This is a genomic window from Streptomyces sp. NPDC002573, from assembly GCF_042889625.1.
In the GTDB taxonomy this organism is placed as follows: Bacteria; Actinomycetota; Actinomycetes; order Streptomycetales; family Streptomycetaceae; genus Streptomyces; species Streptomyces gibsoniae.
Genome location: NZ_JBIARC010000096.1, coordinates 1 through 20,174, shown reverse-complemented (window position 1 = coordinate 20,174; position 20,174 = coordinate 1). Strand labels below are relative to the sequence as shown.

General features: G+C 68.8%; 23 protein-coding genes and 3 pseudogenes. 12 read left to right on the top strand and 14 right to left on the bottom strand.

Annotation, left to right across the window (positions count from 1 at the left end; genetic code table 11):
* From ACFYX0_RS41905 to ACFYX0_RS41895, 3 genes are all read right to left on the bottom strand, one after another.
* On the bottom strand, window positions 1-452 hold a 452-nt coding region (locus ACFYX0_RS41905), incomplete at its 3' end, for a Scr1 family TA system antitoxin-like transcriptional regulator (RefSeq protein WP_388979595.1).
* Between the two features lie 27 nt (window positions 453-479).
* Window positions 480-1,007 (bottom strand): DUF6879 family protein, encoded by a 528-nt coding sequence (locus ACFYX0_RS41900; RefSeq protein WP_388979592.1) that lies wholly within the window; start codon window positions 1,005-1,007, stop codon window positions 480-482.
* A complete protein-coding gene (locus ACFYX0_RS41895) occupies window positions 979-1,239 on the bottom strand; it encodes a hypothetical protein (protein ID WP_388979589.1) in 261 nt (86 codons plus the stop codon). The genes ACFYX0_RS41900 and ACFYX0_RS41895 overlap by 29 nt, the downstream gene beginning before the upstream one ends.
* Before the next feature lie 230 nt (window positions 1,240-1,469).
* Between ACFYX0_RS41895 and ACFYX0_RS41890 the strand changes: the two genes are divergently transcribed.
* The 6 genes from ACFYX0_RS41890 to ACFYX0_RS41865 all read left to right on the top strand — a co-directional run bounded on the left by ACFYX0_RS41890 (window position 1,470) and on the right by ACFYX0_RS41865 (window position 4,506).
* Entirely contained in the window at window positions 1,470-1,694 is a 225-nt protein-coding gene (locus ACFYX0_RS41890; RefSeq protein WP_388979586.1) for a hypothetical protein, read from the top strand.
* Entirely contained in the window at window positions 1,691-1,891 is a 201-nt protein-coding gene (locus ACFYX0_RS41885; RefSeq protein ID WP_388979584.1) for a hypothetical protein, read from the top strand. The genes ACFYX0_RS41890 and ACFYX0_RS41885 overlap by 4 nt, the downstream gene beginning before the upstream one ends.
* Complete coding sequence (locus tag ACFYX0_RS41880) at window positions 1,888-2,103, top strand: hypothetical protein (protein WP_388979581.1); 216 nt, start codon at window positions 1,888-1,890, stop codon at window positions 2,101-2,103. Before ACFYX0_RS41885 ends, ACFYX0_RS41880 begins: the two co-directional genes overlap by 4 nt.
* A 101-nt stretch (window positions 2,104-2,204) precedes the next feature.
* Window positions 2,205-2,429, top strand: a complete 225-nt coding sequence (gene tgmA, locus ACFYX0_RS41875) for a putative ATP-grasp-modified RiPP (RefSeq protein ID WP_388979578.1) — start codon at window positions 2,205-2,207, stop codon at window positions 2,427-2,429.
* A complete protein-coding gene (gene tgmB, locus ACFYX0_RS41870; RefSeq protein ID WP_388979575.1) occupies window positions 2,426-3,403 on the top strand; it encodes an ATP-grasp ribosomal peptide maturase in 978 nt (325 codons plus the stop codon). The genes tgmA and tgmB overlap by 4 nt, the downstream gene beginning before the upstream one ends.
* Window positions 3,400-4,506, top strand: coding sequence for a protein-L-isoaspartate(D-aspartate) O-methyltransferase (locus tag ACFYX0_RS41865; protein ID WP_388979572.1), 1,107 nt, complete (start codon window positions 3,400-3,402; stop codon window positions 4,504-4,506). The genes tgmB and ACFYX0_RS41865 overlap by 4 nt, the downstream gene beginning before the upstream one ends.
* 163 nt (window positions 4,507-4,669) lie before the next feature.
* Here ACFYX0_RS41865 and ACFYX0_RS41860 read toward each other — a convergent pair whose 3' ends face one another.
* Window positions 4,670-5,284: a hypothetical protein gene (locus tag ACFYX0_RS41860; protein ID WP_388979570.1), complete on the bottom strand. Its 615-nt coding sequence runs from the start codon at window positions 5,282-5,284 to the stop codon at window positions 4,670-4,672.
* Window positions 5,285-5,717: 433 nt separating this feature from the next.
* Between ACFYX0_RS41860 and ACFYX0_RS41855 the strand changes: the two genes are divergently transcribed.
* A complete protein-coding gene (locus tag ACFYX0_RS41855) occupies window positions 5,718-6,149 on the top strand; it encodes a hypothetical protein (RefSeq protein ID WP_388979567.1) in 432 nt (143 codons plus the stop codon).
* A gap of 39 nt (window positions 6,150-6,188) precedes the next feature.
* Here the strand turns inward: ACFYX0_RS41855 and ACFYX0_RS41850 are convergent, their stop codons facing one another.
* The 4 genes and pseudogenes from ACFYX0_RS41850 to ACFYX0_RS41835 form a co-directional block, all read right to left on the bottom strand.
* The gene (locus ACFYX0_RS41850) at window positions 6,189-6,767 is read right to left on the bottom strand and encodes a TetR/AcrR family transcriptional regulator (RefSeq protein WP_388979564.1); all 579 of its coding nucleotides are present in this window, start codon (window positions 6,765-6,767) and stop codon (window positions 6,189-6,191) included.
* Window positions 6,768-6,897: 130 nt separating this feature from the next.
* A complete protein-coding gene (locus ACFYX0_RS41845; RefSeq protein ID WP_388979562.1) occupies window positions 6,898-8,085 on the bottom strand; it encodes an MFS transporter in 1,188 nt (395 codons plus the stop codon).
* Window positions 8,075-8,506 carry a heme-binding protein gene (locus ACFYX0_RS41840; protein WP_388979559.1) on the bottom strand — a complete coding sequence of 144 codons (432 nt, stop codon included), beginning with the start codon at window positions 8,504-8,506 and terminating at the stop codon, window positions 8,075-8,077. The genes ACFYX0_RS41845 and ACFYX0_RS41840 overlap by 11 nt, the downstream gene beginning before the upstream one ends.
* 276 nt (window positions 8,507-8,782) lie before the next feature.
* Window positions 8,783-9,154: pseudogene (locus ACFYX0_RS41835) on the bottom strand (ATP-binding protein); the annotation flags it as partial.
* A 98-nt stretch (window positions 9,155-9,252) separates the two neighbouring features.
* Between ACFYX0_RS41835 and ACFYX0_RS41830 the strand changes: the two are divergent.
* On the top strand, window positions 9,253-9,642 hold the full coding sequence (locus ACFYX0_RS41830; protein WP_388979557.1) for a hypothetical protein: 390 nt from the start codon (window positions 9,253-9,255) through the stop codon (window positions 9,640-9,642).
* A 47-nt stretch (window positions 9,643-9,689) separates the two neighbouring features.
* On the opposite strand, the gene ACFYX0_RS41825 is transcribed toward ACFYX0_RS41830, so the two are convergent.
* From ACFYX0_RS41825 to ACFYX0_RS41810, 4 genes and pseudogenes are all read right to left on the bottom strand, one after another.
* Window positions 9,690-9,884 carry a hypothetical protein gene (locus ACFYX0_RS41825; RefSeq protein WP_388979555.1) on the bottom strand — a complete coding sequence of 65 codons (195 nt, stop codon included), beginning with the start codon at window positions 9,882-9,884 and terminating at the stop codon, window positions 9,690-9,692.
* 464 nt (window positions 9,885-10,348) lie between these two features.
* Complete coding sequence (locus ACFYX0_RS41820; protein ID WP_388979553.1) at window positions 10,349-11,905, bottom strand: FAD-dependent monooxygenase; 1,557 nt, start codon at window positions 11,903-11,905, stop codon at window positions 10,349-10,351.
* Window positions 11,906-12,078: 173 nt separating this feature from the next.
* A pseudogene (locus ACFYX0_RS41815) lies at window positions 12,079-12,278 on the bottom strand (hypothetical protein); the annotation flags it as partial.
* A 24-nt stretch (window positions 12,279-12,302) separates the two neighbouring features.
* A pseudogene (locus tag ACFYX0_RS41810) lies at window positions 12,303-13,244 on the bottom strand (tyrosine-type recombinase/integrase).
* A 230-nt stretch (window positions 13,245-13,474) separates the two neighbouring features.
* Between ACFYX0_RS41810 and ACFYX0_RS41805 the strand changes: the two are divergent.
* On the top strand, window positions 13,475-14,020 hold the full coding sequence (locus tag ACFYX0_RS41805) for a hypothetical protein (protein WP_388979550.1): 546 nt from the start codon (window positions 13,475-13,477) through the stop codon (window positions 14,018-14,020).
* Window positions 14,021-14,085: 65 nt separating this feature from the next.
* Window positions 14,086-16,611: a Helicase associated domain protein gene (locus tag ACFYX0_RS41800; protein WP_388979546.1), complete on the top strand. Its 2,526-nt coding sequence runs from the start codon at window positions 14,086-14,088 to the stop codon at window positions 16,609-16,611.
* 37 nt (window positions 16,612-16,648) lie between these two features.
* Here the strand turns inward: ACFYX0_RS41800 and ACFYX0_RS41795 are convergent, their stop codons facing one another.
* On the bottom strand, window positions 16,649-17,308 hold the full coding sequence (locus ACFYX0_RS41795; RefSeq protein WP_388979543.1) for a hypothetical protein: 660 nt from the start codon (window positions 17,306-17,308) through the stop codon (window positions 16,649-16,651).
* A gap of 472 nt (window positions 17,309-17,780) precedes the next feature.
* On the opposite strand from ACFYX0_RS41795, the gene ACFYX0_RS41790 reads away from it, so the two are divergent.
* Entirely contained in the window at window positions 17,781-18,299 is a 519-nt protein-coding gene (locus ACFYX0_RS41790) for a SigE family RNA polymerase sigma factor (RefSeq protein ID WP_388979540.1), read from the top strand.
* Window positions 18,296-19,357, top strand: a complete 1,062-nt coding sequence (locus ACFYX0_RS41785) for a hypothetical protein (protein WP_388979538.1) — start codon at window positions 18,296-18,298, stop codon at window positions 19,355-19,357. The genes ACFYX0_RS41790 and ACFYX0_RS41785 overlap by 4 nt, the downstream gene beginning before the upstream one ends.
* Window positions 19,358-19,636: 279 nt before the next feature.
* On the opposite strand, the gene ACFYX0_RS41780 is transcribed toward ACFYX0_RS41785, so the two are convergent.
* Window positions 19,637-20,174, bottom strand: a 538-nt coding sequence (locus tag ACFYX0_RS41780) for an IS30 family transposase (RefSeq protein ID WP_388979535.1), incomplete at its 5' end; no start/stop codon positions are given.

Genomic DNA, 20,174 nt, shown 5'->3' with positions numbered 1-20,174 from the left:
CCGTCGTTGTACGGGATGCCTCGGAACTGGGCGATGTTGCTCAGCAGCGCGGCCGCATACCCCTCTGTCTGCAGCAGGCCGGGAACCATCGTCGAGGAGTAGACCCGAAACAGCCGGGTCTCGTGGAAGAACTGCACGACGCTGTCCTGCAGATGCTTCATCCCGCGGCGCACCTGGTGGCGCCATTCGCTGTACATGGACTCGGCGTTCAGCGACTGGGTGACGAGGTCCTCCGCCTGGTCGACGGCCTCGCAGGCGGCGGCCCAGGCCCGTATGTCTTTGGCTGAGGGGGCGGTGACGGCGTTCTCGATGCGAGACGTCTTGGAGTGGTGCCAACCGCACCGGCCGGCCAGCTCAACGACCGTCAGCCCGGCGTTCTTGCGAAGGTCGCGCAACCGTAGGGCTACGACTTCCCGCGCGGCCTGCGCGGACGAGGACGGGGAGATGGGCATGTGAACTGGCCTGTCGGGTGCGTGCTGTCAGCGGATCTCGTACTGGTCGTGGGGGATGGCGCTGGACCACACGGCTTCGAACGCTTCGGCGCACAACTTCGCCGCTGCCGGATCGTCGGTGATCTCCTCGCCGGTCCACGACCCGTCACCAGCAAAGTGGTTCCAGTGGACCCATCGCTCGTCGAAGAGCCAGAAGTCGTTACCTGGCAGGGCGATGCCGGACGCCCGGCGCCGTGGCAGCCAGCGCACTTGTTCGCCCGCGGCGACGTTGGTGAACGTGCCGTCGTGGAGGAATCGCGTGTACTCGCTCACCGGCTCGGACACGATGCGGGCCCTGCGTACGACGACCCCGCGGCCCACCGTCTCCTGGATCAGGTCGAGCCACGGCCGCCACCATGACGCGCGATCCTGCGGGTTGTGACGGAAGCCGTTCCGCCACTGTGCGAACGGCCCCTCTTCGTAGTCGACGGCGTAGCTGTCCCGCATCTCCATGTGCACGGCCGAGCGCGTGCAGCCCGCGATCAGCTCATCGAATGTGGGCACGCTCGACGGCATCGCACGCCTCCCTGATCATGTGCACCATCCTGGCGGGGATACGGATCACTGCCTCGCCCTCCGGGATTCCCTGCGCGTGGCCTGGCACCTCGAAGGCCGCGCACTCCGCCTTGAGTTGGGGCCCCGGCTTCCAGCCCTGGAAGACGAGCTCTTCCTTCTCCTGGTCGACCCACACCGTGGGGCTCTGCTTGTCCCCGGTGTTGGGGTCGATGCCGATGAACAGTAGCGACATGACCGCCTCCGTCGATGAGTTGTGCAGTTGTGTGCAACACCGTCATCCCAAGGAGGCAGTGGGTCAAGAGGGCGAAGCAGCCATCACAATGGCCGGGCAAGTCGTGTAAGCAGATCTGCACATTGCTGGAGGCGCTACACGCCAGCCCCTAGCGTCTGGAAGCACCAAGAACCCCGGCGAGGCCGTGAACCTCCCGGGGTGTGGCCAACGCTGCGAGGAACATCGACGCCATGCACGCCACAGCCCACCCGCCGACGGCGGCAGAGCAACGTCCGCAGACGGAGCACCATGCGCTCGCCCGGGCCGCCGCAGCCTTCACCGCGAAGCCCTCCTACGCGGCCTACAAGGCGCTCATCCAGCATCACGGCCACTGCCCCGGCTGCGCGCACGCCATCGCCCCTTGCAAACCGGGCAAGCAGCTGTGGCAGGCCTGGAAGCCGGTGCGCTGGTCATGACGAACAAGACGACGAGCGAGCCCGTCCACGTGCCGATGCCGGATGGCTGGCCGACCCCGCATCCCGGCTGCAAGGTGTGCGGAGCACTCGCCGCCGAGCGTGACCGGGCGCAAGCGGTCGGAGACTTCTCGAAGGTCTCGGACTGCAACGTCGAGATCCGCGAGCACAAGGACGCGCACCCGCGGACGCGCCGGTGAGCCGTGCGGGCTGGGCGTACGTGCCTGCGGGCAGCGGCCCCGGTCGCCTGCAGCGCATCGCCAGCAGCAGCCGGGAAACCCGTATTCAGCGCGCGTACCGGGCCTACATAGACCACGGCCGCGGCTGCGCCACCTGCGCCGTCGACAGCGCCCTGTGCGCGACCGCCGAGGAACTGTGGAGCGCCTACCAGGCGGCCACCAGGCCCTCATAAAGCTCCGCCCGTCGCACCCCATGCACCAGGGACGGGCGGCCTCTGCGGCCCGCTCCGGGCTCGCAGGAACCATCCGAGCACCATCACCTCAAGGAGACAGTATGCGCACAGCAGCCATCCCGTTCGGCGCCCGCGCCGAGCGCACCCCCTACACCGTCACCCTGGCGGCCGGCTCGTTCGCGTACGACCCCGCCCGTCAGGTCAACGTGCTGACCGACGGCTCCGGCTCCCTGTGGAGCCGATCCACATCGCTGAACGGAAGCTGCACCAACACGAACTGGGACAGCCAGAACGACGACACCGCCGACCCGTACGTCATGCGGTGACACAGCACCTGTCCGGCGGCCCGGTGCTGGTCGTCACCAAGAACCTGGACCCCGCGGCGGACCTCGTGGTGGACGAACTCTCGGCCCGGCACGTGCCGGTCATGAGGTTCGACATGGGGGACTTCCCCCTGTCCATCTCCCTGTCCGTCGAACACACCGCAACACCTTGGGCGGGGGTCCTGGCTGACGAGTTCCGCTCCGCGCGGCTGGAGGAGGTGAGGGCCGTCTACTACCGGCGGCCCCGCCTTCCCGCAGTCTCCGACACGATCGAGGAACCTCACCGATCCTGGGCTGACGAGCAGGCGCTGGCCGGCCTGCTCGGGACGCTGTACGCGCTGCCGGTGCCGTGGGTCAACCGGCCCGACGTGGACGGCATCGCCTCCCACAAGCCGGGCCAGCTCCCCGTAGCAGCGGCGCACGGCCTCCGCACTCCCCGTTCACTGATCACCACCGACCCAGCGACCGCGCGGAAGTTCTGCCAGGACGTGGGCGGCCCGGTGATCTGCAAGCCGCTCATGGGCGGCCCCCTGGAGTACGAGGACGGCCGCCGCACCGGGGTACCCACCCACGTGGTCGACCCCGACACCATCGACGACTCGGTGACCCTGACCGCGCACCTGTTCCAGGAGTGGATCCCCAAGGCGAACGAGGTACGCCTCACGGTCGTTGGAACGGACCTGTTCGCGACCGAGATCCACGCCGGGAGCGACGCGGCCCGGGTGGACTGGCGCAGCGACTACGACGCCCTCACCTACGACACGTGCCAAGTCCCGGACAACGTCAGGGACGGTGTGCTGGGCTGGCTGGACCACTTCCGGCTCAACTTCGGCGCATTCGACTTCGCCGTCACCCCGTCCGGTGACTGGGTGATGTTCGAGTGCAACCCGTCAGGAGAGTGGTCCTGGATCCAGAACCGCACGGCCCTCCCCATCGCCGCGCACATCGCTGAACTACTCGCCAAGGGACGACCATGACGACTCACGCAGCAGAGCGCGCCACCAAGTTGCGCGCGGCACTCGCCGATGCCCTCGAGGCCAGTGGCCAGCTGTCCGATCCGACGTGGCGGAAGGTGTTCGAGACCGTCCCGCGCCATGTGTTCGTGCCCGAGTTCTGGGCCCTCACCGACGGTGGACGCCGCCGTGTGATGGCCGCCGATGAGGACTGGCTTGACCTGGTGTACACAGACGACGCACTCGCCACGCAGATCACCGACGGCGTGGCCACCTCGTCATCGACGGCACCCGGGCTGATGCTCCAGATGCTCCAAGCCCTCGACGTCACGGCCGGCCACCGCGTGCTCGAGGTGGCCACCGGCACCGGCTACAACGCCGCGCTCCTGTCGGAACGGCTCGGGAGCGACCTGGTGGCCACGGTCGAGGTGGACCCGGCTCTGGCCGACCTGGCGCATGCCCGGCTGAAGGGTTGCGGCTACACCCCGCTGGTGGTCGCCGGGGACGGCCGCGCCGGCTACCCGGCGCGGGCACCCTACGACCGGCTGATCGCAACCTGCGGGTTCAGCACGGTGCCGGCCGCGTGGCTGGGGCAGGTACGGCCGGGCGGCGTGATCGTGTGCCCGCTGGGCTGGGGCACCGTCCGTCTGACCGTCGGCGACGACGGCCGCGCCGAAGGCCGATTCCTCCCTGCCCCCTCGTACTTCATGGCCGTACGCGACGCCGGCACCACCGGCACTCCCCCACACCCGGGCAGGCCAGCCGCAGCGATCGACCAGTCCAGCGCCCTGGAACTCGCCGCGGTCGCGGAGGACGAGGCCTTCCGGTTCGTGCTGTCGCTAACTGTGTCGGATCTCGGGTTCGCCTCAGAACGCGGCGACAACGGCCTCGTAAACGCTGTGGAGCTCTGGACCGCAGACGGCTCCTGGGCCCGGGCCGAGAACGGGACGGTACGGCAAACGGGTCCGCGTCTGCTGTGGGACGCGGTGGAGGCCGCGCACACGCTGTTCGTCGAGCACGGCCGACCCGGCCGGGAGCGCTTCGGTGTCACCGCTTCCCACGCGGGCCAGCGCATCTGGCTGGATCACCCGAGCCAGGAGGTATTCCACGCGAGCGCCCTGGGGTAGATCGAGGCTGCGCCCGAGATCCCGGCCTTGCTGTGGCCCGGAAGCCGCGGTGTGGCGGCCCGCCCGTCCCGTCGGAGTCCCGGACAACTCCCTATGCGGCTAGAGCCCTGACTTCGACGGTCGGCCCACGGCACGGCCCCGCGTGGATTACTCGTCAGTGTGGTCAGCCCGCAGACGCTGTCGCCGAGTCGTCGCTTCCAGCCGTGGTCGCGTCACCCTGCTGAGCTTGCCGCCTGGCCTCTGCGAGGCGAGAGCGCAGTTCGATCTCGATCAGGCGTTCCCCTACCGGCAACCAGGGCGCGCTCATCAGCCGGTACATGGGGAACAAAGCGACAGCGACAGCGCCAGCTGCGACGGCGGCCAGGCAGACGCTTGCGTCTTGAGGGTCCGCCGAGTGTTTGGGATCCCCTAGCCATGCCAAACAGAGGATCGTGACCACCGCCTGTCCAACCATGATCGCCGCCCAGAGGAGGCCCAGCAGCCACCGGGCAGCCGTTTTCATGATTCCGAGTCCGATGCTTACGGCGTGGGTCTCCACCAGCCTCCTTACCGTCGTTTGACGGTCGTCGGCAGGGAGATTCAGCAACGGTGCGAGTTCCGGTTCAAGTTCCTGCACTAAGCGGGCCACCCACTCCTGGATCGCTTTCTGGTAGGCGGTGACCTCCAGCGCTGCGGCGATCAGAATCACGGGGGCTATGGCGGCGGTCGTCGTGGCGAACGGCTCAGTCATCTGCACGCCGCTGATCCTGGCCTTCATCACCGGCTGGCCCAGCGACATTTACGAAAGGGTGACCGTTCGAGCGGCGTGTGGAACGCGCCCAGCCCGGCAGAGCCCGAGCGCCCTCGACGTCAGCAGGCGGGACCGATCGAAACCTTCACCTTTCTGAGGCGTGCAGGTGCCTGGGTTCGACAGCAGCGGGGGTGCCATAGTCCACGAAAACACGGGCTGACCTGCTGGAACGCCAAGATGATCAACGAGTAGCCGTGTCACTGGGGCCCTGGATATGCCCTGGTCGGCGCGCTGCGGAACTGGTGCTCCATCCATTGAAATGGGAGAGAAACCGGCGGCGGTTTGCCCACTTATGTGACTATCTTTTGGCGGGTAATCGCCGTCAAGGGCAAGGCGGTAGCATGGGGAATCGATCATGGTGGCGTCTCCCAACTCGGCGCCAAAATCATGTACTTGACGAGCCCAAGGCAATGAATGTCGAATGGTCCACAGAGCAGGTCCGCGGCATCACCGACGAGCGGCCTACGTCGATCTGAGGCTGCAACATGACCGCGACGAGCTGGCAGAGCTCAAGAATCTGTACCAGGAACCAAGGGAGGTACTCCGGGCTATCGGCCGGCGCCTTTACGAGGGGGCCGCTGCTACGGGGTTCCGCGGTTGCCCGTACTTCAATGTCTCGACCGAGTTCTTCGACAGGAAGCACCCGGTGCGTGATGCGACGCTGCAGCACCGCATCTGGTTCATGACCGAAGTTAAGCAACTGCTGCAAGCCATGGGCCATCCCGCCCCCGCCGTGGCAGCCGAGCGCCTGCTGATGCTCCGCGCTGGGGCGATGGCCATCGCAGCGAACAACGGCTGGGAGCGGCCGATGTGGAAGGTCTTCCTGGACACCTGGAACGACGTCATCGGGTGATGACGCGATGGTGTCGCACCCCTTGGCCCGAGGGCAGAGTCAGGCAGCGGGCGGGGCGGAAGGGTCCGCCTCGTCCTCTTTCTCCGTTCCGTCCCACAAGCTGAGAGCAGCGCGCACGGTGCTTTCGAGTTCCATCCTGCTGTGGCCACCCTTGGCCTGTACGGCCATTCCCTGAATGAGCGTCACCAGCAGAGCCGCGGTCGCGTCGGCGTCCAGCCCTCGCGGCAGCGGCCCGTCGACGCTCGTCTCCCGCAACCGCTCGCTCAGCGCGGGCCCGATCAGATCGCGCTTGCGGGCAAGCTCCTCGCGGATGGGGTCGTTGTCGGGACCGCAGGCCAAGGCGCCGTTGGTCTCCAGACATCCGGGCGGGGTCGCCTCCCCCGTGTGCAGCGTCGCGATGCCGTATAGAAGTTTTTCCGCGATGCGCTTGGGCGTGGTCTCGGCCAGGGCTTCGACCCGGAAGTCCAGGTACTCCGAGTGATAGAGCTCCAGCGCCCTCTGGAAGAGTTCCTCTTTGCTGCCGAAGGTTCGATAGAGGCTGGTTTTGCCCAAGCCTGTGGCTTTCATGAGGACACCCATCGAAGCGCCTTCATATCCGTACTTCCAGAAGGCGAACATGGCATTGCGGAGAGCATGTTCTTCGACGAAGGTCCGCGGCCTGGACAACTCAACCGCCTTTCATTCGAGCCTGTCCGGTGTGCGGCTCATGGACCTGGGGGTCGCGCTTCTCGCGCGACCCCCAAGGCTATCACTTGGCAAGTTCCTCCATCGGCGCCGGCCGGACCGCACGCGTCTTGAGCGCGAGACCGGCCACGGCTGCCGCCGCAAGGGCCAGGGCAACGGCCGCCCATGGAGTGCTGAGCACACCCGATCCGGCGAGGACCCGTCCGCCGATGAGCGATCCGCCGGAGATTCCCATATTGAATGCGGCAATGTTGAACCCGGACGCGGCGCCCACCGACTCGGGCACCTCATCCTCGGCCACCGTCACCACTCCCGTCTGCACCACAGGGTTGATCGCGAATCCGAAGAAGCCCCAGACGGCGAGGTTGATCAGCACAGCGCCCGCCGAGTGGGCAGTGACGGGCAGGAAGGCGAGCGTGGCGGCCAGGCCGAGCAGCACCACGATCACGGCCTGCTTGGTCCCCAGCCGGTCCGCCAGTTTCCCTCCCCAGAAATTGCCGACGACTGTGGCGATTCCGAAGACGACGAGACCGACGTTGACCATGTCGTCGCTGAAACCCGTCGCGGATGTCAGCAGCGGCGAGACATACGTGAAGACGACGAAATTGGCACCAAAACCCAACGCGGTGATGAGGTACATCGTCACCAGCCGGCCATTGCGGAGCAGTCGGAGCTGGGAGAGCAGACTGCTCGGCGGCGTATGGGGGATCTCCTTCGGCAGAAAAGCCAGCAAGGAGATGACACTCACCGCCGCCAGCGCGGTCACGACCAGGAAAGGAAGACGCCAGTCGAATGTCTCACCTATCCAGGACCCGAGCGGCACACCCAGCACCATGGCCACAGTCAGGCCGCCGAACATGACGGCCACGGCACCGTTGGCCTTCTGCCGGGGAACGAGCGAGGAGGCGACGGCGGCTCCGACGCTGAAGAAGACCGCGTGAGCGAAGGCTGTGATGACGCGCGCCGCCAGCAGCGTGCCGAAGCCCGGTGCGAAGCCCGCCGCCAGGTTTCCGAGGAGGAAGATCACCATCAGGCAGATGACCAGCTGGCGGCGGTCGACCCGCCCGGTGAGCGCGGTGAACAACGGCGCGCCGATGGTGATCGACAGGGCGTACAGGCTCACCAGGAGTCCGGCAGTGGGGAGGCTGACCCTCAAGTCACCTGCGATCGACGGGATGATCCCGACGATCACGAATTCGGTGGTCCCGATGGCGAATGTCGAGATGGCCAGGGAAATAACGCTACGCGGCATCGCCGAGGAGCTCCTTGGTGCGTGCGGCAGCGGCGGCGGCCTGGGCGATGGCCTCGTCCTCCTCCACGGAGGCGCCGGAGACGCCGACCGCACCGATGACGGTGCCGCCGTCGCCCTTGAGGACGACCCCGCCGCCGAAGTTGATCAGCCCGCCGTTGGTGTGCTCGACCATGTAACTGGGCCCGTCGGGGTGCGCCACCCCGCCGAGGGTCGCGCTGTCGGTCTCGAAGAGGGCAGCCGTACGCGCCTTGCGATGCGCGACGTCGACAGTGCCGAGGACGGCCCTGTCCATGCGGAGGAATCCCGCGAGGTGTCCCGCGGAGTCACACACGCTGATGTTGACCGGCGGAAATCCCTGCCGGACGACCTCCGCCTGCGCGGCGGTGATGAGCTTTTGGACAAGTGCAGCGCTGAGCGTCACGATGCGCCTTTCCGCGTCTGTCGGGACCAGTTTGGTACCGATCGGTTCCAAACTCTAGATCCGGCTGCACTGCGCGTCAAACAGCAGGTCGACGATTGACGACCGCACCATGGGCACCGCCATGCCACCGTGGATACGTCGGAAGCCCCCGCCTCGCTGTGGCCTCGACCGCACGGCGTACTCGTGCTGCCTGGCCCCGCGACGCCGCTGCCTCACCGGCTCACCGCGCCCCGCGACCGAAGGGCGGGGATGTATGCCATAGGCGCTGCGGCGCGCTTACCGGCCCTCTGCCCCCGACTGCCAGGGCAGCGGCTGCTCGACCCAGATGACCTTGCCGTTCGTGGTGTACCGGGTGCCCCAGCGCTGACCGAGCTGCGCGACCAGGAAGAGCCCGCGCCCTCCCTCGTCGGTCGTGCGTGCCCGGCGCATGCGGGGGGCGACGCTGCTGCCGTCGGAGACCTCGCAGATCAGTCCGGTGTCCCTGAGCAGTCGCAGACGGATGGGCTTGCCGCCGTAGCGGACCGCGTTGGTGACCAGCTCACTGACGATCAGTTCCGTGGTGAACTGCAGATCGCCGAGGTCCCACTCGGCCAGCCGTGCCGCGACGTCCGCTCGCACCTGGGCGACGACCTGTGGATCGTCGGGCAGCCTCCGCCGACGGTGAGTTCGGCCACCAGCACGCAATGGCGGGCTCTGCCCGAGCAAGTGAACAGCGCAGCTCTGGAGTACTGCTGCTTCACCAGTAGGTGCGCGAGACCACCGAGGCGATCGTCGGCGCGATCACCGGCACACTCGCCGCTCCCCGCACTCTGCTGCTCGGCAGGTACGACGACCATGGCCGCCTGCAGTACACCGGCCGCACCACCACCCTCGCCCAGGCTGCGAGCAGCACAGTCGCCGGGCTACTCGCCCCGGCCCGGCGCGGACATCCGTGGACGGGCTGGTCGTTCTCCGCCGGATGGGGCAGCCGGGAAACGCTGGACGTCACACTGGTGGAACCCGAGCTGGTGGTGGAAGTAGGCGTCGACGTCGCCCGCGACGCCTCCGGCCGATGGCGCCACCCCGCACGCTGGCACCGCGCCCGCCCCGACCTCTCCCCCGCCGACGTCCCCCGCATGACGGCGCCGCCGCACTGACAGCCGATCTCGGCTGCGTCCGCGCCGCGCCGCCGCCAGTTAGTGCGTCAGCGACCGGCGCAGCAGTCGTAGACCGTGAGCATCAGCGCCTTGACCGCTGCCCAGGCGCGTTCGACGTCCTGGCCCTCATCGATGGCCTCCAGCGCCGCGGCAGCCGACACCCGAACCGCACGGGGCAGGCCGTCGTAGGCGGCAAGCCAGTAGGCGACGGTGCGTCGGGCCTGTTGTTCTTCTTCATTCACTCCGTCAGGGATGAGAGGGAAAGCTGCGGCACAGCGCAACGCCCAAAAGGACCACGTCGGCGGTCCCTTCCGTGTGCCCCCCTTGTTTTGGCGGCTCGCCGGGAAGCCCCCGCACGGCGGCGGTAGAAGAAGAGCGCGGCTCCCGGGCCCAGGCCGGCTACACCCGCCCCTGCGGCCCCCACCGACGGATATCGCGTTGATCCGGGTGACGAGCGCAGACGTCATGGCCACGCCCCTTGAAGGCGCTGACCTGTCATGGTCGGGGCTGTACGTGGCATGGTGGGGGGCGCGGTCGGCCTCATGGTCGGGGTTGGTGGTCGCCCTGACCATGACGGACCCGCGGTGTTCCTCAGCGGCCTCTTCAGCGGTGGCGCAGTTCCTCTGCCCAGGCGCGGGGCTCGGGTGGGTGCGGCGGCCGTTGGTGGAATCGGCTCGTGGTTCGAGTCAGTCAGCAGAGCGGCGGATCAGCCCGGCGTCACCGCACCCTCTGGCACTCCGAACCACTCCTCCAGCGCCTCCGCCAGCCCGGCCGTCGACGTCGGCGCATGCGCCCCCGTGTCGGCCGCCCAGGCCGTGAAGCCGTCCGGACGGACGAGGACCGCCGCCAGTCCCGGGCGGGACGGGCAGCCGGCCGTCAGGGTGTCGACGCGGCCGGCATACCCCGCAGCGAGGGCCCGGAGCTCCGGGTCGTCGGTGAGGTCGAGCAGGAGCGCCCGGCCGCCGTGGAGGTGGTCCGCGAGGCGGCTGCCGTCGGCGAGTTCGAGGTCTGGGGCGCTGCGGCCGGTCAGCGGGTGCTCGCCCGGCAGCTCGTAGCGCACCCCGCCACCGTTGAGCCGCGCGGTGAGGTACGTGGTGCCCGTGACCGTCTCGGCCAGGTCGCTGACGATCTCGCGCAGGGCCCGGGACTGCGGGTCCGGGCGCATGGCCGCGACCTGGGACCGGGTCCAGTCCAGGATCCCCGCGCCGACCGGGTGCCGTTCGGCGGTGTAGGTGTCCAGCAGTCCTTCCGGCGCCCGGCCGGCGATCACCGCGGCGAGCTTCCAGCCGAGGTTCATCGCGTCCCCGATACCCAGGCTCAGGCCCTGGCTGCCGAACGCGGAGTGCACGTGCGCCGCGTCGCCCGCCAGCAGCACCCGGCCTTTGCGGTACTCGGTGACCTGGCGGGCGTGGTCGGTGAAGCGGGTCGCGGTCTGCACCCCGGTGATCGTGACGTCCACGCCGGAGACGCGGCGCAGCCTCGCCTGGAGGTCCTCGGTGGTGACCGGCGCGTCCCGGTCGGCCGGCGGGCCGTCGAACTCCACCGTGACGATGCGGCCCGGCATCGGTCCGTGGGCGTAGACCCCGGTGTCCGTGGCGGTCCAGCCGACCGTCAGGTCCTCGGCGCCGGTCATCTCCACGACCGCCTGGTGACAGGTGATCTCCGGGTCCGTGCCGGGGAATGCGAACCCCGCGAGCTTGCGGACCGTGCTGCGGCCGCCGTCGCAGCCCACGAGCCAGCCGGCGCGTATGGCCCCGTGGCTGGTCCGCACGGTGACGGCCCCGTCGTCCGCGTCGAAGCCGGTCAGCTCCACTCCCCGGCGCACGTCGACGCCGAGCTCGTCCGCCCGCCCGCCGAGCAGCCGCTCGATGTCCTGCTGCGCCACGAAAGCGATCTCGGCGGCGGGTCCGGCGTCGCCGAGGCCCGGCTCCGTACGGTCGACCAGGTCGGCGCGCAGCATGATTCCGGCGAAGTGCCCGACGAACCCGAGCCCTTGGCCCGCGGCCCCGTCCCCGCCGTTCCGTCCGCGCATGAATGCCTGGAAGCGGTCCATCGCCTGCCGCTGCACCTCGGCCAGCGCGGGCAGCATGCCCCGGCGGTAGAGCGCCTCGACGCTGGGCGTGGTGATCGCCCCGCCCTTGATCGTCGGGTCCACTTCGGTGAGGCGCTCCAGGACGGCCACCCGCGCGCCTCCGAGCCGGAGCTCGCAGGCCAGCATCAGTCCGACCGGGCCGCCTCCGGCCACCACTACGTCATAGTCCATGGCGCCGACTATGACCGAGGGCCGAGAAGGCCAAAAAGGCGCCGCGGTGTCAAGGAGACAACCCCGCGAGAAGGGACGGGAAGCGGGCCATCCGCGCTCCTCCTCAGCTACCTCACCCGCCCCCGCCGGTGTCCCGGCCGGTCTTCGATCGGCTCGATCAGGTGGCCGGGCGGTCAGGCGGTCAGCGCTGCAAGCTCCGCGCTGGCGCGCTCAGTGACCAGGGCGAGGACGCGGCCGGCGGCGGCCAGGTCCTTGGCGGGTATCCCGCCCCAGATGCGTGCGGTGATGGGGGCTATCTCCGCGCTGGCGGCGGCGATCAGCTCATGCCCTGCAGCCGCGGGTCGAAGTGCGCGCCGTCCGAGACGCCCAGCCCTACGTGTCCGTTCGCCGTAGAGGCTCATCGGCTGCTATCGCCGGGAGCGAGCAGGGTCGTGAGCTCGGCGATCGCCTCCGGGGACGGCTTGAAGTAGCGGCGGACGTTCTCCGGCTTCTTGTGCCGGGACTTCGCCATGAGCATCAGGAGTGACGAGCCCTGCTCGCCGAGGTGGGTCAGATGAGGAGTGGCGGTATTCGTGCAGGTCCCAGCCCGTACCGGGACCGCGGAGGGCAGTGTGCTCGTCCAGCAGTGCTCGGGCCTGTCCGTACGACAGCCTGGCCAGCCCGGTGTCTGGGCAGACGTCGCGGGGGCTGACGACCTTGCCCGGCCCCGGACGGTGGTGGGTGACGAACACCGGTCCGCGGGTGCGGCCCTTGAGCAGCCGGGGCAGGAGCCGGGCGGTGCCGGCGTCCCAGTACACGGTCTCCAGCACGTAGTCCTCGCGCGCCTGGCCGCGGCGGCGGGCCTTGGTCCGGGCGCCCTTGGCCTTGACCAGGCAACGACGCCCGGCGAAGTCCACCTCCTCGATATTGACGCCCAGGATCTCCTCGGCCCGCCCGGCGGTCTCGCAGAGCATCCGCCACAGCGCGCCTTCTCCCGCAGGTGGACCTCGCGCCGCGCTATCAGCCGGTCGATCGCCATCTTGGAGCGCGCCGGGGTCTCGTAGTCCGGCACCGCCAGCCGCTTCGCCCAGGCCGGAACCATCGGCCCCTCATAGCCGCGCTCACGGCACCGGCCGAGCCAGGACAGCACCCCCGCCCGGCGGGAGTTCCAGGTGTTGACCGCCGCGGTGCCCCAGAGCAGTTCGAGGGCCTCGCCGATCTCGTCGTCCGCCACCGACGCCAGACACCGGGCCTCGCCAAGCCGTTCGGTGGTCTTGCCCACCCCGATCCCGTAGTTCCGGACCGTGTTCGGGTTGCCGAGCGAGTCGAGGAACACGTCCGCCGCCGCGCGGACGGTCATGGCCTTCCCGGTCGGCAGCTGCACGACGGGTCGTCGGACAGGACCGGCTGGTCGACGCGCACCGGCAGCTCCGCCCGCAGGGCTTGCGCACCGACACGACCAGCCGCGGTGCGGCGCTCGCTGGGGAACATCGGCCCAATGCCTTTCGCACACGCCACCCCTTTCGGATTTTGGGTACCCAAAACTGGAGGGGCGTGCATTGTGGGTACCCGAAACTATGGGAGGGTTCCGTGAGCAGTGCCTCTCTCGGCCGTCCGGCCGTCGGCCCCAAGGTGCCGATCAACTTCCCCGCCGGCCTCCTGCGGGACATCGAGACGGGCGCGAGCATCGCCCGTCTCACCCGTGCCGCCTGGGTCCGTCGCGCCGCCGCGCGTGCCCTCCCCGAGACCTTCGAGGGCGTCCTCACCCCCGACGACCTGTTCCGATACTTCACCGCTCGCGTGAAGGATGCCGAGCCCGACCGCGAGATCGACGGCGGCACCATCCGGACCCTGCTGACCGCCGCCGACGACGGCACCCTGACCATCGAGCCGTTCACCACCGAGACGAAGGCCATCGAGGCCACCGGGTGGCGGCGTCAACTGAGCTTCATCACCCGCACCTTCCTCGCAGGCGGCACGAAAATCGTGATCTATCAGGTCAGCTTCGGCAGGATCACCTACCAGCGACCGGACGAGAACGACAGCGACCAGTACAGCCAGTACACGCTGTACCTCGACCAGGACGCCGCCCGCGCCTATCACGAGCACCTGCGCCAGACCCTCCTGCGCGCCTGACGACGGCCTCGCACGGCCCTTCGCCCCACCACCGCCAGACCCGGCACCCCCGACAAGGACTGCTCATGCCGAAGCTGCTGCGCCCCCATCAACGCGAGGCCGTCGACGCGGTAGTGCGGGCCCTTCAGCTGCCCGCGGGCGGCACCGTCCCCGAGCGCGGTCTGCGCACGCAGGCCGTCATGGCGACCGGCTCAGGCAAAACCCTCGTGGCCGGCCGGAGCGCCGACGAGCTGCAGGCAGGCCGTGTGCTGGTCCTGGTGCCCTCGCTGGACCTGCTCGCCCAGAGCGAGGCCGCGTGGCGCGAGGGCGGCCGCACGGGCCCGATGATCGGGGTCTCGTCCCTGCGCGGGGAGGAGGCCGGCTTCCCGAACACCACGGCCGCCGATGAACTGGTCGCCTGGGCGCGGCCCTTCGACAAGGTCACCGTGTTCGCCACCTACGCCTCCCTCGGGCTCGGCACCCTCGAGCGCGCCCACGCCGCCGGCGTGCCCGGCTGGGACCTGATCGTCGTCGACGAGGCGCACCGGACCTCAGGCCGGCTCGGCAAGCCCTGGGCGGTCGTCCACGACAACACCCGCATCCCCTCCCTGCGGCGCCTGTACATGACCGCCACGCCCCGGCTGTGGCAGCTGGACGAGGACTCGGAGCAGGGCGCGCCCGGCGAGCTGGTGGCGAGCATGGAGGACGACCCGGAGGGGCCGTTCGGCGCCCGCTGCTACACCCTGACCCTGTCGGAAGCGATCGACCGTGGGATCTGTGCTCCGTACCAGGTGGTGTGCGTGGACATCACCGACACCCAGCTCCAGGCCGCGCAGCTCCTGGGCGCTGAGGGCCGCTCGGATGAGGTGCGCGGGGCGCGGCTCGCGGCGCTGCAGACGGCGCTGGTTAAGGCGTCGGCCGAGGAAGGGTTCCACCAGACGCTGGTCTTTCACCACGTCGTTCGCGAGGCCGAGGCGTTCGCGGCCGGCCTTCCCGATGTGGCCGCGCAGCTGCACGCCGCAAACCCCGAGCTGTACCCGCGCACGGTCTGGGCCAACTGGCTGTGCGGCGATCACAAGCCGAACCATCGGCAGCGGGTTCTCACCGAGTTCGCCGACGGGATCGCCACGGACGGCACGGTCGTGGAGAAGGGCTACCTGGGATCGGTGAAGGTCCTGGGCGAGGGTGTCGACACCCGCAACTGTGACTCCGTCTTTTGGGCCGACGTGCGCGGCTCCATGCCTGATCTGGTCCAGGCCGTGGGCCGGGCGCTGCGGATGCAGCCCGGTGAGGGCAAGGTCGCCTCCCTCGTGGTGCCGGTCCTGCTCGGACCGGGTGAGACGGCGGACAACATGCTCACCTCGCGGGCGTTCGGGGGGTTGGCGAAACTGCTAGAGGCCCTCAGGGCGCATGACGCCAGGGTCGTGGAGCAGCTGGCGCAGCAGCAGGCGCCAAGCCGTGTCAGGGGCGTTCAGAGCCGCAGCGGGGGCCAGGAGGGCCGAGACGAGAGGGAAGGGTCCGAACCGTCGACTCCTGCCCGGCAACTGCTGAAGTTCTCCACCCCGCGTGACCCCGCGCAGCTGGCGGCGTTCATCAACCTGCGCGTCCTGAACCCCGAGCACGAACACTGGCGGCGCGGCATCGAGGCCGCCGTCCTCTACAACCGGCTTCACGGCGATCTGAAGGTGCCGTTCACGTACCGGGGGCCCGGCGGCGACGACCAGGCGGTGGAGGCCCAGGGGTGGCCGGCCTCGCTCGCCGCGTTCCCCCTCGGGCAGTGGATCGCCGACAACCGGCGGTTCTACGCCCGCGGTGACATGGACGAGGACCGCGTCGAGCAGCTGGAGAAGCTGGGCATGGTGTGGTCGCACTTCGACGTCGCGTGGGAGGAGGGCCTGTCCGCCGCGCGCGGGTGGGCGGCCGAGGCGGGCCACCTCCTGGCCCCGCTTGACGCCACGCACCAGGGCTACCGCGTGGGGATCTGGCTGAAGAACGCGCGGGCCGCCGCCCGTAAAGCTGCCGAGATCGAGCAGCGCCGTGCCGAGGGCCTGCCGGTTCAGTCGGCGGCCGGGGCGCTGTCCGACGAGCGGCGCGAGCAGCTGGAAGACATCGACCCGTCGTGGTGCCCGGCCTGGCCCGTGGAGTGGCAGCGCGCCTTCCACCTCGTCCGGCTCCACCTGGAGGCCGGCCGCCCGCTGCCGACCGAGCCCCGCGACGTCGTGCACCAGGGCGAGGACCTCGGACGGTGGGTACGCTCGGTCCGGCTCGGCTGGGACAACCTCACAGGCGTCCAGCAGTGGATGTGCGAGCAGGTCCTCGGGATCGAGCCCGCGGCCGAGGACGAGAAGCCGACCCCGCGCCGTACGCAGGCCGACAAGTGGGCGATGAACTACGAGGCCGCCAAGCAGTTCTACGAGCGCGAGGGGCACCTGCGGGTACCGAGGAAGCACATCGAACGGATCGTCGTCGGCGGGGGCGGCTGCAGCGGCGAGGACCAGGAGGAGCGGGAGCTCCGGCTCGGCGCATGGATCGGGAACCAGCGAAGCAGAGCCGCGACCCTGTCCCCGGAGCGGGTGGAGCAACTGTCCGCGATCGGGATGCGGTGGGCGTAGGAGTCGCTGGTGCTGACTCCGGGGCCCGACAGAGAACTCACGCGTGCCCTCGTCTGTCCGCTGAGTCGGTTGCCACGTCGATAGCGGCGTGGATCCGGTGGTCGACGTACGGATTGGTCGTGAGGTGGCGGAAGTGAGCAGCGCAAGCGGGGTAGCGGCGCAGCATTGCTGCGACGGAGCTTGCGCTGTCTCCTGTGAGTGTGGGCAGCCAGCGGGCGATGTGTGCTTGGGGCTTCCACTGATCCCAGTCGGCGTCCCATTCGAAAGCGCCGTTGCAGCATTCTTCGAGGAGGTCGAGTGCGCCGGCGTCAGCTGCTTTCTGGGCGATGGTGATCAGCCACATGATCGTGGCGTCTACCTCTCCGCGTTCTGGTGAGCGGTGGGTGCCAAGGAGCGCGGCCGTGGCTCTCACTACCTCGACGGCCTGGTCGGGCGTGGCCACGAGCGCAGGTATGAGGCTGTCGGGTGGAATGGTGACCATGAGATCGCAGTAGAGCTGTGCGTCGTCGGTATGTGCAGCAGCGAGCTTGATCAGTTCATGTGCTGCTGAAGGCGATCCTGCCTCGAGGGCTCGTTGGAGCGCCTTGCCGCGGAGGATGGCAGGCTGCGGCGGGGCCATCGGCCCCGGACGGCGGTCACCGGAGAGAGCGGCGCCAGGCTCGCGGCGGCCGTCCAGCCCACTGACCGCGGCACGCATTCCGTCACCTCGGAAGCCACATTTCGTCGGTTGCCCACCATCCCCGCGGGTGCGGGGAGCAGCCGGCCTGATCTCGCACGCTCTGTCCCCGACCAGGACCATCCCCGCGGGCGCGGGGAGCAGCCGGCCTGATCTCGCACGCTCTGTCCCCGACCAGGACCATCCCCGCGGGCGCGGGGAGCAGCACCCCGACAAGCGCCCGATCCCGTGGCGCGAGGGACCATCCCCGCGGGTGCGGGGAGCAGGGCACGTCCACGTAGTCATCAAGGCTGCTCTTGTGATGGTGCTCCATGGAGGGCCAGCCCTCGACTTCCCCGCTACCTTCCGGAGCCGTGCGCCTTCGCAGGGCTTAGCCGTTGCCGAAGACGGCTCCCTCAGTTTCGGAACGCGTGCAACCTACCTGCCGCCGCGTGCATTAGAGGGAGGAGGGACGAAGACGGGCCATGGACAACCGAGAGGGGCGTGGACGCGTATGGCGGAGCGCAGACGCGACGCCGAGTTCACTGAGTACGTCACCGCGAGGACGCCGTGGCTGCGTAAGGTCGCCTACCTGCTGTCCGGGGACTGGCACGACGCTGACGATTTGGTGCAGACAACCATCACCAAGCTCTACATCAACTGGCATCGCGCAGCAGGCGTCGAGAACGTCGACGGTTACGTCAGAACAATCCTCGTCAACACCTTCCTGGCCGAGCAACGGTCGTTGTGGGGACGCCGCGTCGTCCTCGGGACAGCCAACGATGAGGGGCCTGCATTGAACGCCGATCTTGACACCACGCTGGATCTACGCGCGGCACTTGCTGCTCTGCCACCCCGTCAGCGAGCCACGGTGATCCTTCGCTACTACTGCGACCTTTCGGTCGAACAGGCTGCCCAGGCATTGGACTGCTCGCCCGGGAACGTCAAGAGCCAGACGTCACGGGGCATCGACGCGCTGCGTCGTGTCCTCGAGCCCCGTCCCGTCGATGCGCCCAAGGGGGTCCGATCATGAGCCGCGAAATCGCCGGCCTGACAGAACAACTCGAAAAGCTGGCCCAAGAGCCGGCACCACCGAGCAGCATCGACATCACCAAGGCTCGAATGGTGGGACGACGACGCCTACTCCGACGCAGGGTTGCCTGGGTAGGAGTCACCGGCTTCGCTATCGCCGTCTCCCTGAGCCTCTCCTCGCTACCGGGTCTCGCCACGAAGGTGTTCAGCCCCTCGGCCCGAAGAGCCACGAACGCACCCACCTCCGCGGCCGCCGAACACAATCCACTGATCGCCCCCGCTACCTTCGGCTGGCTACCCGCATCAATCGCCGGCGTCGGGTACAGCGCGGGCTACGAGCAGGGGTCCCAGGGCACGACGGCCGTGGCTCTTGGCCGGGGAAAAGCGGCCCCGCGCATCCTGCTTAGCCTCTACCCGGTCGGAGTGACACCCCCGCTCGGAAGTTTTGCCGGCGTCCGAAACGTGAAGGTGCCCGCCCCGCCTGTACATGGACGCAGCGCGTACTGGCTCACGTCCGACACCGCCGAACCCACCAACCAGCGTGCCGGAGCGGGCATTCTGCGGTGGCAGACGAAAGACGGACGGTGGGCCCAGATCGATGCGTATTACCTCAATACCCCTGACCTTCCGGGGACATTGCTCCATGTGGCAGATGGCGTGATCGTCAACGATGTGGCCGTACCACTACCGCTGCACATCACCAGTCTGCCCGCGGACTTCCAGATCACCCAGATCGACCTCAGCCGACCAGCGATCGACGGCCACGGAGCCTGGCGGCTGCAGATGTTCTACGGTGCCAAGAGCGGCACCAAGAACGGCACCAAGAACGGCACCAAGAACGGCACCAACATCTCCATCATCGTCCGCCCAACGGCAGGTGCCCCAGCACCCGACAAAGGCTTGACCTGCACCAAGGCAAACGGCCTGGACCTGTGCCTCGCGGTCGACGGGGACCCATCTCCCTCACTCACCGCCATCGGCGGCCTCCAGGGACTGCTGCACCGCATCACCCTGCTCGGCACCGACGAGCACAACTGGACGACCCACGTCACTGGATGATGGCCTGCGCCGATGCCAAGCAGACGGTCCAACCGGAGCAGCCCCAATCCTGCGAATTCGATGTACCGCCGAATATCCTGCCGCGCAACCGTACGCGTGAGGTAACTCACCCGCGAGACACGTTCGTTCTTCAGGGCGCCGAAGAAAGACTCGGCCATGGCATTGTCGAAGCAGATCCCGGTGCACCCCGCCGATTGTCTGAGTCCGAGGCCCCTGAGGACGTCGGAATACTCGGAGGACATGTAGTTACCAGGTTCAACCAGTGGATGCAACACCGGCTTATGTGATCGATAGTAGATGGTCGTTGAGGGCTTCGGCGGGTGTCTTCCAACCGAGGCTCTTGCGGGGACGACTGTTGAGCGTGGCTGCGACCGCCTCGATGTCCTGCGCCGCCCGAGAAAGGTCGGTTCCCTTCGGGAAGTATTGGCGCAGCAGGCCGTTCGTGTTCTCGTTGGTGCCGCGCTGCCAGGGGCTGTGCGGATCGGCGAAGTAGACCGGGACGCCAGTCTCGACCGTGAACTGGGCGTGCGCCGACAGCTCTTTGCCCCGGTCCCAGGTCAGCGATCGCCATAGTTGCTCGGGCAGGGTGCCGATCGTCACCGCAAGCGCATCTTTCATCGTCACCGCGCCGTAACCGGCCAGCGGCGGCCCGTTCTTGCTACGGGGAAGTGCGCCGTAGCCGCGCTGGCGGGGCAGGTGGACAAGTACCGTGTACCGGGTCGTGAGCAATTTCAGCTCTTCGCGCCGCTGGGCCGTCGCCGAATCGGGCCGGGCGCGCCAGTCGTAGTAGCCGGACTTAGATACGCCGAGTCGCTCA